11 protein-coding genes are annotated in these 16,854 nt (G+C 70.9%); 5 read left to right on the top strand and 6 right to left on the bottom strand.

What is annotated here, in order from left to right; translation table 11 throughout:
• Window positions 1-158 precede the first annotated feature (158 nt).
• The 4 genes from IOD14_RS08045 (at window position 159) to glgB (ending at window position 8,173) form a co-directional block, all read left to right on the top strand.
• Window positions 159-2,249: an alpha-1,4-glucan--maltose-1-phosphate maltosyltransferase gene (locus tag IOD14_RS08045; RefSeq protein WP_212669949.1), complete on the top strand. Its 2,091-nt coding sequence runs from the start codon at window positions 159-161 to the stop codon at window positions 2,247-2,249.
• On the top strand, window positions 2,246-3,946 hold the full coding sequence (treS, locus tag IOD14_RS08040; RefSeq protein WP_123991725.1) for a maltose alpha-D-glucosyltransferase: 1,701 nt from the start codon (window positions 2,246-2,248) through the stop codon (window positions 3,944-3,946). Before IOD14_RS08045 ends, treS begins: the two co-directional genes overlap by 4 nt.
• A gap of 96 nt (window positions 3,947-4,042) precedes the next feature.
• Complete coding sequence (locus IOD14_RS08035) at window positions 4,043-5,431, top strand: maltokinase (RefSeq protein ID WP_123991724.1); 1,389 nt, start codon at window positions 4,043-4,045, stop codon at window positions 5,429-5,431.
• A gap of 33 nt (window positions 5,432-5,464) precedes the next feature.
• A complete protein-coding gene (gene glgB, locus IOD14_RS08030) occupies window positions 5,465-8,173 on the top strand; it encodes a 1,4-alpha-glucan branching enzyme (RefSeq protein WP_212669948.1) in 2,709 nt (902 codons plus the stop codon).
• Window positions 8,174-8,667: 494 nt separating this feature from the next.
• Here glgB and IOD14_RS08025 read toward each other — a convergent pair whose 3' ends face one another.
• From IOD14_RS08025 to IOD14_RS08005, 5 genes are all read right to left on the bottom strand, one after another.
• Complete coding sequence (locus IOD14_RS08025; protein WP_123991722.1) at window positions 8,668-10,095, bottom strand: cytochrome P450; 1,428 nt, start codon at window positions 10,093-10,095, stop codon at window positions 8,668-8,670.
• 55 nt (window positions 10,096-10,150) lie between these two features.
• Window positions 10,151-12,439 (bottom strand): UvrD-helicase domain-containing protein, encoded by a 2,289-nt coding sequence (locus tag IOD14_RS08020; protein ID WP_212669947.1) that lies wholly within the window; start codon window positions 12,437-12,439, stop codon window positions 10,151-10,153.
• 132 nt (window positions 12,440-12,571) lie between these two features.
• Window positions 12,572-12,886, bottom strand: coding sequence for a thioredoxin domain-containing protein (locus IOD14_RS08015; RefSeq protein WP_123992888.1), 315 nt, complete (start codon window positions 12,884-12,886; stop codon window positions 12,572-12,574).
• Between the two features lie 14 nt (window positions 12,887-12,900).
• Window positions 12,901-13,329, bottom strand: coding sequence for a MerR family transcriptional regulator (locus tag IOD14_RS08010; RefSeq protein ID WP_212673225.1), 429 nt, complete (start codon window positions 13,327-13,329; stop codon window positions 12,901-12,903).
• A gap of 29 nt (window positions 13,330-13,358) precedes the next feature.
• Complete coding sequence (locus IOD14_RS08005; protein ID WP_249125866.1) at window positions 13,359-13,868, bottom strand: Lrp/AsnC family transcriptional regulator; 510 nt, start codon at window positions 13,866-13,868, stop codon at window positions 13,359-13,361.
• A gap of 45 nt (window positions 13,869-13,913) precedes the next feature.
• Here IOD14_RS08005 and IOD14_RS08000 point away from each other — a divergent pair, with 45 nt between their 5' ends.
• The gene (locus IOD14_RS08000) at window positions 13,914-14,825 is read left to right on the top strand and encodes an NAD-dependent epimerase/dehydratase family protein (RefSeq protein WP_212669946.1); all 912 of its coding nucleotides are present in this window, start codon (window positions 13,914-13,916) and stop codon (window positions 14,823-14,825) included.
• A 29-nt stretch (window positions 14,826-14,854) separates the two neighbouring features.
• Here IOD14_RS08000 and IOD14_RS07995 read toward each other — a convergent pair whose 3' ends face one another.
• Window positions 14,855-16,417, bottom strand: coding sequence for an ATP-binding protein (locus tag IOD14_RS07995; RefSeq protein WP_123991718.1), 1,563 nt, complete (start codon window positions 16,415-16,417; stop codon window positions 14,855-14,857).
• Window positions 16,418-16,854 lie beyond the last annotated feature (437 nt).

The following is a 16,854-nucleotide window of genomic DNA, read 5'->3' as shown; positions in this document are numbered from 1 at the left end:
CATACGCGTGAGTAGTTAACAAAGTGCCGGATTGCCCACCCGAATAGGGTGGGAAGGCTCCTGCGGTACACGGCTCGGGTAGGTTCACCGGGACGACACGCAGGACCCCCTCCCCACATCCATCCGCCCACCCGAAGTTGACGCGGACAGGAGCGGTCATGCCCGCCACGCACCACTCGTCAGCACCCCTGACGTCCAGCACCGACGCATCCACCCCGCGCCCCGTCGAGACCGGACCACCGCCCCAGGAGCGACCCTCCACGGAAGCGGACCGGGCTCCGGCCATCGGGCGCATACCCGTCCTCGACGTCCGCCCGGTCGTCCAGCGCGGCCGCCGGCCAGCCAAGGCGGTCACCGGGGAGACGTTCGAAATCTCGGCCACCGTGTTCCGCGAGGGTCATGACGCGGTCGCCGCCAATGTCGTACTGAAGGATCCGGAAGGCCGCGCCGGACCCTGGACCCCCCTGCGGGAACTGGCCCCGGGCACCGACCGCTGGGGCGCCACGGTCAGCGCGGGCACGCCCGGCCTGTGGACCTTCACCGTCGAGGCCTGGGGCGACCCGATCACCACCTGGCGGCACCACGCCCAGATCAAGATCCCCGCGGGCATGGACACCGAACTGGTCCTGGAGGAGGGCGCCCGGCTCTACGAGCGGGCCGCGGCCGGAGTCCCGGACGACGGGCGCAACGGCGTGATCCTCGCGGCCATCCGCGCCCTGCGCGACGAGAGCAGGCCTGCCGCCGCCCGCCTCGCCGCCGCGCTGACCCCCGAAGTGGACGAGGTCCTCGCGCGATATCCGTTGCGGGAGTTGATCACGGCGTCGGAGACGCTGCCGCTGCTGGTGGAGCGGGAGCGGGCGCTGTTCGGGTCGTGGTACGAGTTCTTCCCGCGCTCGGAAGGCACCCCGCAGCAGCCGCACGGGACGTTCCGGACCGCGGCCCGGCGGTTGCCGGCGATCGCGGCGATGGGCTTCGACGTGGTGTATCTGCCGCCTATCCATCCGATCGGCGGCACCTTCCGCAAGGGCCGCAACAACACCCTGTCGGCCGGGCCGGACGATGTGGGAGTGCCGTGGGCGATCGGCTCGCCGGAGGGCGGGCACGACGCCGTGCACCCGGATCTGGGCACGATCGAGGACTTCGACTGGTTCGTCGGACAGGCCGCGGCGCAGGGGCTGGAGATCGCGCTGGACTTCGCGCTGCAGTGCTCCCCTGATCATCCCTGGGTGCACAAGCACCCGGAGTGGTTCCATCACCGTCCGGACGGCACGATCGCGTACGCGGAGAACCCGCCGAAGAAGTACCAGGACATCTACCCGATCGCCTTCGACGCGGATCTGGAGGGTCTGATCGCGGAGACGAGCCGGGTGCTGCGGCACTGGATGGACCACGGGGTGCGGATCTTCCGGGTGGACAACCCGCACACCAAGCCGGTCGTGTTCTGGGAACGGGTGATCGCCGGGATCAACGCCACCGACCCGGACGTGATCTTCCTGGCGGAGGCGTTCACCCGCCCGGCGATGATGCACACCCTGGCCCAGATCGGCTTCCAGCAGTCGTACACGTACTTCACCTGGCGCACCACCAAGCAGGAGCTCACCGAGTACCTGACCGAGCTCTCCGGTGAGGCGGCCTCCTACATGCGGCCGAACTTCTTCGCCAACACCCCCGACATCCTGCACGCCTTCCTCCAGCACGGCGGCCGGCCCGCGTTCGCGCTGCGCGCGGTCCTGGCGGCGACCCTCTCACCGACCTGGGGCATCTACTCCGGCTACGAACTCGCCGAGAACACCCCCCTGCGCGAGGGCAGCGAGGAGTACCTCGACTCGGAGAAGTACCAGCTCAAGGCCCGCGACTGGGACACCCCCGACTCCCTCGCCCCCCTGATCACCCAGCTCAACACCATCAGGCGGGAGAATCCGGCCCTACGGCAGTTGCGCGACCTCCGCTTCCACCACGTGGACAAGGACGAGGTGATCGCGTACTCGAAGCGGAGCGGCTCGAACACGGTTCTGGTGGTCGTGAACCTCGATCCGCACCACACCCAGGAGGCCACGGTCTCGTTGGACATGCCGCAACTCGGCCTGGAATGGCACGAGTCGGTGCCGGTGCGCGACGAGCTCACCGGTGAGACCTATCACTGGGGCAGGACGAACTACGTGCGTCTCGAACCGGGCACTCGTCCCGCGCACATCTTCACCGTCCTGCGACCGTCCACCCCGCAGATCGGAGGGTCACCCACAACATGATCGTCAACGAGCCCGTCCACGACACCTTCGAGGACACCCCCGCCAAGGACCGGGACCCCGACTGGTTCAAGCGCGCGGTCTTCTACGAGGTGCTGGTCCGCTCCTTCCAGGACAGCAACGGCGACGGTGTCGGCGACCTCAAGGGCCTGACCGCCAAACTGGACTACCTCCAGTGGCTGGGCGTCGACTGCCTGTGGCTGCCGCCCTTCTTCAAGTCGCCGCTCCGGGACGGCGGGTACGACGTCTCCGACTACACCGCCGTCCTTCCGGAGTTCGGTGACCTCGCCGACTTCGTGGAGTTCGTCGACGCCGCCCACCAGCGCGGCATGCGCGTGATCATCGACTTCGTCATGAACCACACCAGCGACCAGCACCCGTGGTTCCAGGAGTCCCGCAAGGACCCCGACGGCCCCTACGGCGACTACTACGTGTGGGCCGACGACGACAAGCAGTTCCAGGACGCGCGGATCATCTTCGTCGACACCGAGGCCTCCAACTGGACCTTCGACCCCGTCCGCAAGCAGTACTTCTGGCACCGCTTCTTCTCCCACCAGCCGGACCTCAACTACGAGAACCCGGCGGTCCAGGAGGAGATGATCTCCGCACTGCGGTTCTGGCTGGACCTGGGCATCGACGGCTTCCGCCTCGACGCCGTGCCGTACCTGTACCAGCAGGAGGGCACCAACTGCGAAAACCTTCCGGCAACCCACGAGTTCCTCAAGCGGGTCCGCAAGGAGATCGACGCCTCCTACCCGGACACGGTCCTCCTCGCGGAGGCGAACCAGTGGCCGGAGGACGTCGTCGACTACTTCGGCGACTACCAGGCCGGCGGCGACGAGTGCCACATGGCCTTCCACTTCCCGGTCATGCCCCGCATCTTCATGGCCGTCCGCCGCGAGTCCCGCTACCCGGTCTCGGAGATCCTCGCCAAGACCCCCGCCATCCCCTCCAGCTGCCAGTGGGGCATCTTCCTCAGGAACCACGACGAGCTCACCCTCGAAATGGTCACCGACGAGGAACGCGACTACATGTGGGCCGAGTACGCGAAGGACCCACGGATGCGCGCCAACATCGGCATCCGCAGGCGGCTGGCCCCCCTGCTCGACAACGACCGCAACCAGATCGAGCTGTTCACCGCGCTGCTGCTGTCGCTCCCCGGCTCGCCGATCCTGTACTACGGCGACGAGATCGGCATGGGCGACAACATCTGGCTCGGCGACCGGGACGCCGTACGCACCCCCATGCAGTGGACCCCCGACCGTAACGCAGGGTTTTCCTCCTGCGACCCCGGGCGGCTCTATCTGCCGACCATCATGGATCCGGTCCACGGATACCAGGTCACCAACGTCGAGGCGTCGATGGCGTCGCCCTCGTCGCTGCTGCACTGGACCCGCCGCATGATCGAGATCCGCAAGCAGAACCCGGCGTTCGGCCTCGGCTCCTACACCGAGCTCCCGTCGTCGAACCCGGCGGTGCTGGCCTTCCTGAGGGAGTACGAGGACGACCTGGTCCTGTGCGTGCACAACTTCTCGCGGTTCGCGCAACCGACGGAGCTGGACCTGAGCACCTTCAACGGACGGCACCCGGTCGAGCTGTTCGGCGGGGTGCGGTTCCCGGCCATCGGTGATCTGCCGTACTTGCTGACGCTCGGCGGACACGGGTTCTACTGGTTCCGGCTCCGCAAGGACGCCGCATAACCGACGAGGACCCGGGCGGGGCGGTTTCCACCGCCCCGCCCGGGGCACGCATCAGTAACACCCCGACCAGCCAGCCCGGGGAAAGGACGCCACGCCATGTCGGAAGCCGTCACCCGCACCGCCACGACAAGTCCAGGCCTCCTCGACTCACTTGATCCACTCCTGCGCGAGTGGCTCCCACGGCAGCGCTGGTTCGCGGGCAAGGGCCGCCCCCTCGCCGGGTTCTCGCTGGTGGCGGCCACCGAGCTGCTGCCGCCCACCGCCAAGCTCGGCCTGTACCACCTGCTGGTCCGCGCCCACCAGCCGCTCACCGTGGGAGCCCCGCCGCACCCCGGGGACTGCTACCAGCTCCTCATAGGCGTGCGCGAGGCGCTGCCGCCCCGGCTGGCGCCCGCGCTGATCGGTCATGTCGAGGAGGGCCCGCTCGCCGGCCGTACCGCGTACGACGCCCTCCACGACCCACTGCCCGCCGAACTGCTCCTGGAGGCGATCCGCACCGGGACCCGGATCGGCGGGCTGTGTTTCGAGCGGGACCCCCACCAGGAGATCCGGGAGGGTCTGGTGGCCCGGGTGATGACCGCCGAGCAGTCCAATTCGTCGATCGTCTACGGAGATACGTTCATCCTGAAGCTCCTGCGCCGGATCGTGCCCGGCGTCAACCCCGACCTGGAGCTGCCGCTCGCGCTGGCCCGCGAGGGCTGCCCCCGGGTGCCCGCGCCGACGGGGTGGCTGCGGGCGGAGCTGGCCGGGGAGCCGTACACCCTCGCGGTGCTCCAGCCCTTCGTGCAGGGCGCTTCGGACGGCTGGGAGCTGGCCCTGCGGGAGCTCGCCAAGGGCGAGGACTTCGCCGCCGAGGCGCACGCCCTCGGACGGGCCACCGCCGAGGTGCACACCGCGCTCGCCCGGGCACTACCGACCGTCACGCTTGGCCACCAGCAGTTGCAGCTGCTCGTCGACGGCATGATCGAGCGGCTGGAGGCGGCCGTGCAGGCGGTCCCCACGCTGCGGCCGTACGCGCCCGGCCTGCGCTCCGCGTTCACCGCGCTGGGCGATCTCGCCGCCGAGGGCAGCACCTGGACCGCGCAGCGCATCCACGGCGACCTGCACCTCGGGCAGTGCCTGCGCTCGGCCGCCGGGCACTGGTCGCTGATCGACTTCGAGGGCGAACCGTCCAAGCCGCTCTCCGAACGCCGGCTGCCCCAGCCCACCGCCCGGGACATCGCCGGAATGCTGCGCTCCTTCGACTACGCGGCCCACTCGACCGACCTGCCGGTGCCGGGCTGGGCCGAGACGTGCCGGGCGGCGTACTGTTCCGGCTACGCCGAGGTCAGCGGGGTGGACCCACGGACCGATCCGGTGCTGCTGCGCGCCTACGAGACCGACAAGGCGATCTACGAGGTCGTCTACGAGGCCCGGCACCGCCCGGACTGGCTGCAGGTGCCGATGGCCGCGGTGGCCCGGTACGCGTCGTCCGACCTGATCTGACCCGACCTGACCTTCGCCGAGGAGGCTCCGCCAGTGACCCCCCGCCCCACCCCCAGCGGTTCGGACCCGAAGAAGTCGGCCGCGAAAGCGGCGAAGAGCGTGAAGAAGGCCGCGGAGAAGGCGGTGACCAAGAAGGCCGCCGTGAAGAACCCGGACCCGGTGGCCGAGAAGGCGCCCGCGAAGAAGGCTGCGGCGAAGAAGGCGCCCGCGAAGAAGGCCGTGGCGAAGAAGGCCGCCGAGCAGAACGCCGTCAGCAAGGCCGTCACCAAGGCCGTCTCCAAGAAGGCCGCCGCGAAGAAGCCGGCGAAGAAGGGGCCCGCCGCGAAGGCGAAGAAGGTCACCGCACCGGCCCCGGCCACCGCGCTGGAGGCACCCTCCGCACCGGCCCCGGCCACCGCGCTGGAGGCACCCTCCGCACCGGTCCCGGTCTCGCCGCCGGAGGCACCCGCACAGGTCCCGGTCCAGCCGCCGGAGGCACCCGCACAGGTCCCGGTCCAGCCGCCGGAGGCACCCGTATCAGTACCGGCCCCGCCGCCGGAGGCACCCGCGTCTCCCGAGATGCCCGTCGGCGATCGTGACCGGCTGCTGTCCGGCACGCATCACGACCCGCACGGGGTGCTCGGCGCGCACCCGGTGTCCGGCGGGGTGGCCTTCCGGGTGTTCCGTCCGTACGCCCTGGCCGTCACGGTCGTCACCGGGGACGGGGACGTGCGGGCCGAGCTGCACGACGACGGCGACGGCTTCTTCTCCGGGCTGCTGCCGCTGCGCGAGGTCCCCACCTACCGGCTCCTCGTGGCGTACGAGGGAGCGGTCCAGGAGACCGAGGACGCGTACGCCTTCCTGCCCGCGCTCGGCGACCTCGACCTGCATCTGATCGGCGAGGGCCGGCACGAGCAGCTGTGGACGGCACTGGGCGCGCAGCCCATGACCCACCAGGGCGCGACGGGCACGCGCTTCACGGTGTGGGCGCCGAACGCGCGCGGTGTCCGGGTGGCCGGCACCTTCAACTTCTGGGACCCGTCGGCGTTCGCGATGCGTTCGCTGGGCTCCACCGGCGTCTGGGAGCTGTTCGTGCCCGGTGTCGGCGAGGGCGAGCTGTACAAGTTCGAGATCACCCGCCCCGACGGCTCCAGGACCCTGCGCGCGGACCCGCTCGCCCGCCGCACCGAGGTCCCGCCCAACACCTCCTCGATCATCCACGCCTCGCACCACGAGTGGCAGGACGGCGAGTGGCTGGCGAACCGGGCGGCCGGCGTCCCCGCCCACGAGGCCCCCTTCTCGGTCTACGAGATCCATCTCCCCTCCTGGCGGCCCGGCCTGACCTACCGTCAGCTCGCGGAGCAGCTGCCCGCCTACGTCAAGGACCTGGGCTTCACCCATGTCGAGCTGATGCCGGTCGCCGAGCACCCCTTCGGCGGCTCCTGGGGCTACCAGGTCACCGGCTTCTACGCGCCGACGGCCCGCCTGGGCACCCCCGACGACTTCAAGTACCTCGTGGACGCGCTCCACCAGGCCGGGATCGGCGTACTGATGGACTGGGTGCCGGCCCATTTCCCGCGCGACGAGTGGGCCCTCGCCGAGTTCGACGGACGCACCCTGTACGAGCACGAGGACCCGCTCCGCGCGGCCCACCCCGACTGGGGCACGCTGGAGTTCGACTACGGACGCCGGGAGGTGCGCAACTTCCTGGTGGCGAACGCCGTGTACTGGTGCGAGGAGTTCCACATCGACGGCCTGCGGGTGGACGCGGTCGCCTCGATGCTCTACCTCGACTACTCGCGCGAGCCGGGCCAGTGGGTCCCGAACGTGCACGGCGGCCGGGAGAACCTGGACGCGGTGGACTTCCTCCAGGAGATGAACGCGACGGTGTACCGGCGGGTCCCGGGCGTGGTGACGATCGCGGAGGAGTCGACGGCCTGGGACGGCGTGACGCGCGCGACGCACCACATGGGTCCGGGCGGTTTCGGGGGCCTGGGCTTCGGCCTGAAGTGGAACATGGGCTGGATGCACGACTCGCTGGACTACATGGCCCACGAGCCGGTGCACCGCAAGTACCACCACCACGAGATGACGTTCTCGATGGTGTACGCGTACAGCGAGAACTACGTCCTGCCGATCTCCCACGACGAGGTCGTGCACGGCAAGGGCTCACTGGTCTCGAAGATGCCGGGCGACTGGTGGCAGCAGCGCGCCAACCTGCGCGCCTACCTGGCCTTCATGTGGGCCCACCCGGGCAAGCAACTCCTCTTCATGGGGCAGGAGTTCGCCCAGGGCGCGGAGTGGTCGGAGGCGCACGGCCCGGACTGGTGGCTGCTGGACCCGGCGTACGGGGCGGAGGCCGACCACCGGGGAGTGCGCGACCTGGTGCGCGACCTGAACGTCGTGTACCGCCACACCCCGGCCCTGTGGCAGCGCGACACGGATCCCTCGGGCTTCCAGTGGATCGTGGGCGACGCGTCCGAGGACAACGTCTTCGCCTTCCTCCGCTACGACGCGGACGGGTCCCCGCTCCTGTCGGTCTCCAACCTCTCCCCGGTGGTCCGCCCCAACTACCGCCTGGGCGCCCCGGACGACGTCCCGGCCTGGCTGGAGTCCCTCAACACGGACACGGCCAAGTACGGCGGCGGCGACGTGACCAACCCCGACATCGTGAAACCGGATCCCCAGGGCTGGCACGGCCGCCCGGCCAGCATCCAGCTCACCCTCCCGCCCCTGGCGACGGTGTGGCTGCGCCCGGCGTGAGCCGCGGCGGCCCGCCTACTCGAATCCGCCGATCAGCATCGACCACATGGAGTCCGGTTTCCCGAATGCCACCGGGTCCCTGTCCGTAGCCCTCGCCGCCCCTTCTCGCTGATTCCCACGCGGCCGTCTCCTGCTGGTCGGCGGCTTCCCGCTGTCCGGCCGGCAAGGGGGCCGGACAGGCCTCAGATGCGCGAGGGCCGGAGCCATGTTCACGTACCCGCTCCACCCTTCGCGCCCCGTGCACCCCGGTCCTTCCGCGGTCTGGAAAGCCGCGCCGAGCCGCAGGAGGATGTCGGCGGCGGGGACCGACGGCAGTCCGTGGGCGGCCGGGGTCGCCGCGCAGGTCGCGGGAATGCCCCACTCCCTGGACACGGCGGGCGGGCGCACGCCGGTCTGCACCCGGGCCGATTCCTCGAGACCGGCACTCAGGATGCGGTCCACCTCGGACCGTGCTTCCGGCAGTTCCACGGGGCCGCCGCCACTTGATGATCCACTCACAGCCCGGCGCGTCGGGTCATGGGGTCTTCTTCCCTGCCTCCGGGCATCAGCCGGCGCAGCACCGTGAGCAGCCGTCGGGCGTACCCGTCGGCGGTCGGCGCGGTGGACGGTCCGGCCGGTTCGGGCCGCTGCGCCGGCAGCGCCCCTGCCCGGAGTTCGTAGCGCACCGGCAGCAGTCTCAGGCCCCGCACCACCGGCCCCGACCGCCAGGGCAACTGGTCGGGCGGGAGGGTGAGTTCCGCGCGGGCGAAGTGGTCGAGGACGCGTCCGACCGCAGTCGCCACGATCATCCCGCCCAATTCCCTTGCCGCACTGGGGCATTGGTGTGCACCGGCTCCCCACCCCAGATGCGCCCGGGTGGACACCGTCGATCCCACCAGATGGGACGAGCTGAGCGCCAGCAGGTCACGATGGGCGGCCGCGGCGGAGGGGGACACCGCGTCCCCCGCCCGCACCCACACCTCTCCAAGCCGCACGTCCCGCGCGGCGAACCGGAAGCACATGTTGGCCACCGGGGGATTCGCCAGCGCCGCCCGGTTGACCGTTTCGCCGATCTGCCCGGCCGAAAGGCTCCGCCGGACCGTCGCGTTCCCCCGCAGCACCTCCAGCAGTGTGTTGAGCACCATGTTCCCGGTGATGTCGTTCAGGTACACGGCGTTCATGAACAGTTCCCGCCCGAGCTGTTCGTCGCTCAACCCCGGATCCGCGAGCAGCAGGTAGGACGTGAGGTCGTCACCCGGCCGCGCCCTGCGATGCGCGGCGAGCCGTGTGAAGGCTCCCAGCGCACGCGCCGTCGCGGGCCCCGAGTCCGGCCCTCCGTCCAGCATCCGCCACAGGTCCATGACCAGCTCGTCGCCCAACTCCACAGGGCAGCCGAACAACTTGGTCGTCACCATGAGCAGCAGGGGCCGCGTGTACTGCGCCCCGAGGTCCGCGAACCCCGCGGATCCGGACTCCGCCGCCAGCATCCCGACCAGTTCGTCGGCGTACCGTGCGACGGTGGCCCGCAGCTGCCATCCCTCCGGACTCCGCGCGTCCTGGAAGGGACTCAGCGCCGAGTGGTGGGTGCGCCGGGCCGCCAGATGCTCGTCGTCGTCCATGAACATCGTCTGCCGTACCTCGTAACCGGCCAGCAGCGGCCAGTCCCTCGGCAGCCGTCCCTCGGCCCGCGCCCGCCAGTACCGGATGTCCCGCCGCCACAGACTCTCGTTCCGCAGCACCTCGGTGACCTCGGTGTACCCGAGCACCAGCCACACCGGCACGCCCAGCAGACCGACCGGCGCGACCGGCCCGTAGGTGCCGCGCAGGCGTTCGTACACCGCGCCGGGGTCGACGTCGAACCCGGCGGTGAGCAGCGGCTCGACGGGCAGCGACCCGAGCGTGGGGCCGTCGGCCGGCGGGGTCGCGTGGGAGTGGGCTTCCATACCGCACACGCTTACCGCACCGGCCGTGCACAAGCAGTGACCATGGCGGGAACTGTTACGGCTCGGTGATCCCTGGGACGGATGTGTCGACCAGCGCCTTCGGCAGCCGGCCCGTGTGCAGCACCCCCAGCCGCTGGGTCGCCCGGGTCAGGGCCACGTACAGGTCGCTCGTGCCGTAGAGCGCCGGCTCGACCACGAGCACGGAGTCGAATTCGAGCCCCTTCGACTGGCGGGGGTCGAGGAGGACGACGGTCCGTGTCAGGTCCGGCTCCGCGCCCGCGGTCACTCCGTCGAGCCGGGCCGCCAGCCTGCGGTGCAGATGGCGCGGGGCGATGACCGCGAGCCGACCCTCGGCGGGGGTCAGCTCCTTCACGGCCTGCGCGACCGCGCCGGGCAGGTCGTCGGTGCCGCGCACCCAGGGCCGTGCACCGGTGGAACGGACCGAGCTCGGGGGTTCGAAGCCGGGGTCCTCGGCACGTACGACGGCCGCCGCGAGCTCCATGATCTCGGCGGGTGTCCGGTAGTTGACGCCCAGCCGGGTGTGCTCCCAGCGGTCCTGCACGTACGGTTCGAGGATCTTCCGCCACGAGCCCACTCCGGCGGCCTCCGCGGTCTGCGCCGGGTCGCCTACCAGGGTCATCGAGCGGGTCGGACTGCGCCGCATGAGCAACCGCCAGGCCATCGGCGACAGTTCCTGCGCCTCGTCGACGATGATGTGTCCGAAGGCCCAGGTGCGGTCGGCCGCCGCGCGCTCGGCCGCGCTGCGGTGGTCGTCCTCCTCCTGGCGCTCGGCGAACCGCTCGGCATCGATGATGTCGTGCGCGGACAGAACCTCGGAGTCCTCCTCGTCCTTGTCGTCGAACTCGTAGGTGCGCGAGGCGTACGACACGTCGAGGACGCCCTGCGCGTAGGCGACCTGCGACTCACGCTCGCGCTCGGCCCGGGCCCGCGCCAACCGCTCGTCCACACCGAGGAGTTCGGCCGCCTCGTCGAGCAGGGGCACGTCTGCCACGGTCCACCCCCGGGTCACCGGGCGGCGGATCGCAGCCGCGTCCTCGTCGGGGAGGTAGCCGACCGGGTCGGCGAGGAAGTCGGCGACCAGCCGCTGCGGGGTCAGCCGCGGCCACAACTGGTCGATGGCGGCCCAGACCTCGGGATTCTCGGCGAGTTCGTCGCGGATCTGCGTGATGTCGCTCGGGTCCAGCAGATTGTTTCCGTCGAAGGGATCCGTGCCGATGCGTTCGGCGACCATGTCGGTGAGCGTGTTGAGGATGTGGCCCTCGAAGTGCTCGCGGGCCACGTTGTGCGGCAGCCGCGCGGCGCGGGTCTTCTCGCGGGCGACCTTGACCAGGCCGTCGTCGAGCATCAGGATCTCGCGGTCGTGCTCGATCGCGATCACCGGGTCGGGCAGGGCCTGCCAGTCGCGTACGACGTCGGCGAGGACGTCCGCCATGGCGGCGCGCCCCTTCACCGCGGCCGCCGCGCGGCTGTCGGTCGCCGTCGCCCGCACTCCGGGGAAGAGCTCGCCGACGGTGGCGAGGAGCACACCGGTCTCCCCCAGCGAGGGCAGCACCTCGCCGATGTAGCCGAGGAAGGCCGGGTTGGGTCCGACGATCAGCACGGCCCGCTTGGCCAGCAACTCCCGGTGTTCGTAGAGGAGATACGCGGCCCGGTGCAGGGCGACGGCCGTCTTGCCGGTGCCCGGGCCGCCCTCGACCACCAGCACCCCGCGGTGGGGCGCGCGGATGATCTCGTCCTGCTCGGCCTGGATGGTCTGCACGATGTCGCTCATGCGGCCGGTGCGCGCGGAGTTCAGCGCGGCGAGCAGGACGGCGTCGCCGGTGGGGTCCTCGTGGCCGGTGCGCTCCTGGTCTCCGAGGTCCAGGAGTTCGTCGTGCAGGTCGGTGACCCGGCGGCCGTCGGTGCCGATGTGCCGGCGGCGGCGCAGGCCCATCGGGGTGTGGCCGGTGGCCAGGTAGAAGGGGCGGGCGACGTCGGCACGCCAGTCGATGAGGATCGGGGTGCGCTCGGCGTCCTCGGTGCGCAGGCCGATCCGGCCGATGTGGTGCGTGACGCCCGAGGTGAGGTCGATCCGGCCGAAGCAGAGCGAGCCGTCGACCGCGTTCAGCGCGGCCAGCAGTCCGGAGCGTTCGGCGACCAGGATGTCCCGCTCGAGGCGGGCCTGCATGGGGGTGTTGCCCTGGGCGAGGGCGTCCGTGACGGAGGCCTCGGTGTCGCCGCGCAGGGCGTCCACGTGTGCGTACAGGCCGTCGATGAATTCCTGTTCGCGTTTGATTTCTTGGTCTGGCAAACCGGTGTTTGACAATTCCACTCCCGCCCGCATATACTGTGCTCAGTGATTTTCTTTGCGGCCTGATTCCGTCAAAGTCACGAATCACTAAATATACGCAGAGAAAACCCCCGGGCGCAACGCCCGGGGGTTTTCTCATGCCGTCAGTCGCGTGGCTCGGATCGCTCAGAGCACATCGGAAATCTCTTCCAGAAGTCGGCGTTTCGGCCGCGCCCCCACCATGGACTTCACCGGCTCACCGCCTCGGAACACCATGAAGGTCGGCATGGAAAGCACCTTGTAGGCGTTCGTGGTGGACGGATTGGTGTCGACGTCCAGTTGCACCACCTTCACCCGCTCGCCCTCCTCCGCGGCGAGCGCCGCGAGCACCGGGCCCATCTGCCGGCACGGCGGACACCAGTCGGCGGTGAACTCCACCAGCACCGGCAGCTCCGAACCGAGCACCTCCGTCCCGAAGTCCGCGTCCGTCACCTCGGCCACACCCGCTGCCCTGATCACCTGTGGATCCCTCCCAGTTCGCACTCCGGCTCCGGTCCGCCCGGAGCCTCCGCGTCGGCGGCCAGTGCGGCGCGCGCCCGCTCGGCTCGCTCCAGCTGCTGCCCCACCTGGGCCCGCACGGCCTGCAACTCACCGATCAGCGCGTCCAGTTCACCGAGCTTGCGCCGGTAGACCGCGAGCGAGGCGGGACACGAGTCGCCCTCGGGGTGACCGGCCCGCAGACACTCCACGAAGGGCCGGGTCTCCTCCAGGTCGAACCCGAAGTCCTGCAGCGTCCGGATCTGCCGGAGCAGCTTCAGGTCGTCCTCGTCGTAGGTCCGGTATCCGTTGTGGCCGCGTCGCGCGGGCAGCAGACCCCGCGCCTCGTAGTAGCGCAGCGTCCGCGTCGTGGTCCCGGCCCGTGCGGCCAGCTCGCCGATTCGCATGTCCACGACCGTAATCCTTGACGCCGACGTCAAGGCAAGAGCGGTTTGCGCTGCACCGGGGAGGTCAGCACGATCGACGTGGTCGTGCGCCCCAGGGCGGAGACCGCCTCCAGGACCTCCTCCAGGTGGAGGGTGTCGCGGACGGCGACCTTGAGGATCCAGCAGTCCTCGCCGACCACGTGGTGCACCTCGGTGATCTCCGGCCGTTCCATCAGCTCCAGGGTCCTCGGGTGCTTCAGGGTGTAGCCGCCGTGCGGGCTGACCCGGATGAACGCCTGGATGCCGTAGCCGAGCCGGGCCGGGGTCACCTGGGCGCCGTAGCCGCTGATCACACCCGCCGCCTCCAGCCGCCGCACCCGCTCGGTGACGGCCGCCGGGCTCAGCCGCACCCGGCGGCCGAGCTCGCTGAGCTTGATCCGGCCGTCCGTCTGGAGGAGCTCCAGGATCTGCCGGTCCAGCGCGTCGAAGGCCACCGAGGTTTCGTCGGCGGCTTCCCGCAGACGCCGTGGTTCTTTCGGTGTCGCCGCCTGAACTCCCATGGTTCCCCCTTCAGTACGCGGGTGTCCGCCGGGAGAATTATGGTCATGGAAACCCCACGAGAGGTACTGGTCATCGGCGGCAGCCGCTATGTCGGCAAGCGGCTGGTCGCACGTCTGCTGGCCGCCGGCGACCGGGTCACGGTCCTCAACCGGGGCTCGTCCGCGGCCCCTCCCGGAACGGTCCATCTGGTCGCCGACCGCGACGACGAGAGCTCCCTGCGTCGCGCCCTGGGCACCCGCACCTTCGATGTCGTCGTCGACCAGGTCTGCTACACCCCGCGCCAGGCGGCGATCGCCCGCCGGGCCTTCGCCGGACGCGTCCGACGCTATGTGATGACCTCGACGGTGGAGGTGTACGAGTACGAGGACTCGATCGCCCTCGTGCGCGAGGACGCCGTCGACCCGACGACCGTACCCGTCGATCCCGAACTCCCCTGGGACGACCCGGCATTCCTCGACTCCCATTACGGCGAGGCAAAGCGGCAGGCGGAATCCGTCTTCTCGGCCGACCCCGCATTTCCCTTCACGGCCGTCCGTGTGGCCCATGTCCTCGGCGGTGACGACGACTTCACCGGGCGGCTCGCCCACTACGCCGACCGTATCCGCACCGGCGAGCCCATCGCCGTCCCGGTCGACAACCAGCCCGCCACCTACATCCACGTCGAGGAGATCGCGGACTTCCTCGCCTGGACGGTGGGCCAGGACTTCACCGGGCCGGTGAACGCGGCCTCCCACGGGCTGCTGCGCACGGAGGAGCTGTGCGGGGCGATCGCCGCACACCTCCCCGAGGGCAAGACCGTCCTGCAGCTGGTCGAGCTCGGCGAGGTCTCGCCGTTCTCCTTCACCCGCTCCTACGGCATGGACAACTTCCGCGCGACCCGGCTCGGGTTCACCTTCGGCGACGTACGGCGATGGCTGCCGCGGGCCGTGGCGGAGACGCTCGCGAAGGCACCGTGAACCCGATGCAGGGGGAGCCGCGAGTCACGTCAGCGCGGCGACGGGCCGTAGCGGCCCGGGGGTGGGCCGGGGATGCGGCGGCCGGGGGCCGGGCCCAGGTACACGCCGCCGTAGAACTGCGGGCCGCCCTCGTCCTCGTCCGTCATCCAGTCCTCGTCCTCGATGTCCTCACCGCTGCGCACACCGAGCAGTCTGCGGGTGAGCCGGTCGTTGTCGGAGAGGAGCTCGTCGAGGGCCTCCCGGACGTCCGCCGCCTCCATGCGCGGCGCTTCGCGCTCCGCGGCGATCAGGACGGCCCGGCGCACCAGCTCCTTGGTGAAGGAGGCCGTCGTACCTTCCGTCCGGGCCACGACCTCCTCGGCGAGCTCCTGGTCGATGCCTGGCCCCGAGCCGTACAGGTCGAGGAGGCGGGCGCGGCCCTCCGCGTCGGGCAGCGGGATCTCCACGGCGAGGTCGACGCGGCCGGGACGCTGGACGAGGGCGGGTTCGAGGAGGTCGGCGCGGTTGGTGGTGAGGAGGAAGGCCACGTCGGCGTCGTCGCCGAGGCCGTCCATCTCGTTCAGCACCTGGAAGAGCAGGGGCTGTTCGCCGCCGCCGTAGTCACGGGCCTCGGCGATCAGGTCGCAGTCCTCCAGGACGACCAGAGCGGGCTGCAGCATCCGGGCCAGGGAGCACGCGGGGCCGATGGCGTCGATGCCGGTGCCGGACAGGATCACCACCGTGAACTGCGGGAGGTGGGAGAGGAGATAGCGGATCGTGTGGGTCTTGCCGGTGCCGGGAGGGCCGTAGAGGAGAAGGCCGCGGCGCAGGTGCTGGCCGGCCGCGCGGAGCTGCTCGCGGCGCCGGGCCACGCCGACGACCTGGCGTTCGACGCGCTCCAGGAGGCCCTCGGGCAGCACGATCTCCTCGCGGGTGATGCCAGGGCGGCGGTGGAAGCGGAACGGGCCGAGACCCGAGCCGAAGTCCGATCCCTCGAAGGAGAGGACCTGGCCGCGGAAGATGTTGTGCTCCCGCACGAGCCGGTCGAGGTCGGCGAGCAGCCGGTCGCCGAACTCCTTGGTCTCCGCGAGGACTTCGACCTCGACCTTGTTGCGGCCGTACTCGTCGGCGGGGCCGCGCAGCAGGACGGCGAACCGCTTCTCGCCCTCGGTGCCGAGGTAGAACCCGCAGGAGACGCACGGGAGTTCCTCGTCGGGCGAGACCGGGAGCTGGGCGTAGTCGACCGCGCCGATCACGAAACGGTCGTAGCGGTCGGCGGATTCGAGGATGTCGCCGAGGGAGAGGTCGCCGTGGTGGCGGGCGCCGTGCAGGCCGATCAGTTCGTGGGAGCGGGCCTCGGCGTCCGCGGCGAACCAGCGCTCCAGGGCCAGGTGGACGTTGGGGAGGTCGAAGGGCGGGTAGGCCGCCTTGACGACGGGGCGTTCACTGGGCGTGAAGCCGAGATGGGCCCGCAGTCGTTTGCTGAGGTCGCGGGCCTCCTGCCGCTCCTTGTCCTGCGGCCGGGCGACCGCCGCCAGGAAGTCGTGGAACAGCTCGCCGACCCGCTCCAGCGAGACGGGATCCACCTCTTGCCGGTCCTCCGGCTCCCCCATAACCGCCTCCGCAACGTCGGTCCGGCCCCGCACACCGAGGCTTCCAGCGTGGGGCCCGTCCGGGCGGCGGGTCAAAGGATTTCGGGCAAGTGGCCGCGAACGGTGCGGAAGGGGACGGGAGATGGTAGGGGGCCGGGGCGGCTCCGCGCAGTCCCGCAGCGCCACCGTCACCCGCAGGGCCGCACCCGGTGCCGTACCGGCTCGCGCCGGGCCGACGGGTGCCGCACCAGCTCGCACCCGGCCGACGGGTGCCGCACCGGCTCGCACCCGGCCGACGGCACCGCGAACCCTTCCGCGGGCCCCCCGGCACGCACCGCACCGGCCCGCGCCCGGCAGGCGGGTCCCGCATGGGCCCGCGCCCGGCAGGCGGGTCCCGCACCGGCCCGCGCCCGACCGGCGGCACCGCGAACCCTTCCGCGGGCCCCCGGCACGCACCG

This window comes from Streptomyces sp. A2-16 (genome assembly GCF_018128905.1).
In the GTDB taxonomy this organism is placed as follows: Bacteria; Actinomycetota; Actinomycetes; order Streptomycetales; family Streptomycetaceae; genus Streptomyces.
This window is presented reverse-complemented; position numbering and strand designations above follow the sequence as displayed.

Coding starts and splice junctions, on each gene's coding strand:
- IOD14_RS08045 (WP_212669949.1), top strand. CDS start 159: ATGCCCGCCACGCACCACTCGTCAGCACCCCTGACGTCCAGCACCGAC.
- treS (WP_123991725.1), top strand. CDS start 2,246: ATGATCGTCAACGAGCCCGTCCACGACACCTTCGAGGACACCCCCGCC.
- IOD14_RS08035 (WP_123991724.1), top strand. CDS start 4,043: ATGTCGGAAGCCGTCACCCGCACCGCCACGACAAGTCCAGGCCTCCTC.
- IOD14_RS08025 (WP_123991722.1), bottom strand. CDS start 10,095: ATGGAAGCCCACTCCCACGCGACCCCGCCGGCCGACGGCCCCACGCTC.
- IOD14_RS08020 (WP_212669947.1), bottom strand. CDS start 12,439: ATGCGGGCGGGAGTGGAATTGTCAAACACCGGTTTGCCAGACCAAGAA.
- IOD14_RS08010 (WP_212673225.1), bottom strand. CDS start 13,329: ATGCGAATCGGCGAGCTGGCCGCACGGGCCGGGACCACGACGCGGACG.
- IOD14_RS08005 (WP_249125866.1), bottom strand. CDS start 13,868: ATGGGAGTTCAGGCGGCGACACCGAAAGAACCACGGCGTCTGCGGGAA.
- IOD14_RS08000 (WP_212669946.1), top strand. CDS start 13,914: ATGGAAACCCCACGAGAGGTACTGGTCATCGGCGGCAGCCGCTATGTC.
- IOD14_RS07995 (WP_123991718.1), bottom strand. CDS start 16,417: ATGGGGGAGCCGGAGGACCGGCAAGAGGTGGATCCCGTCTCGCTGGAG.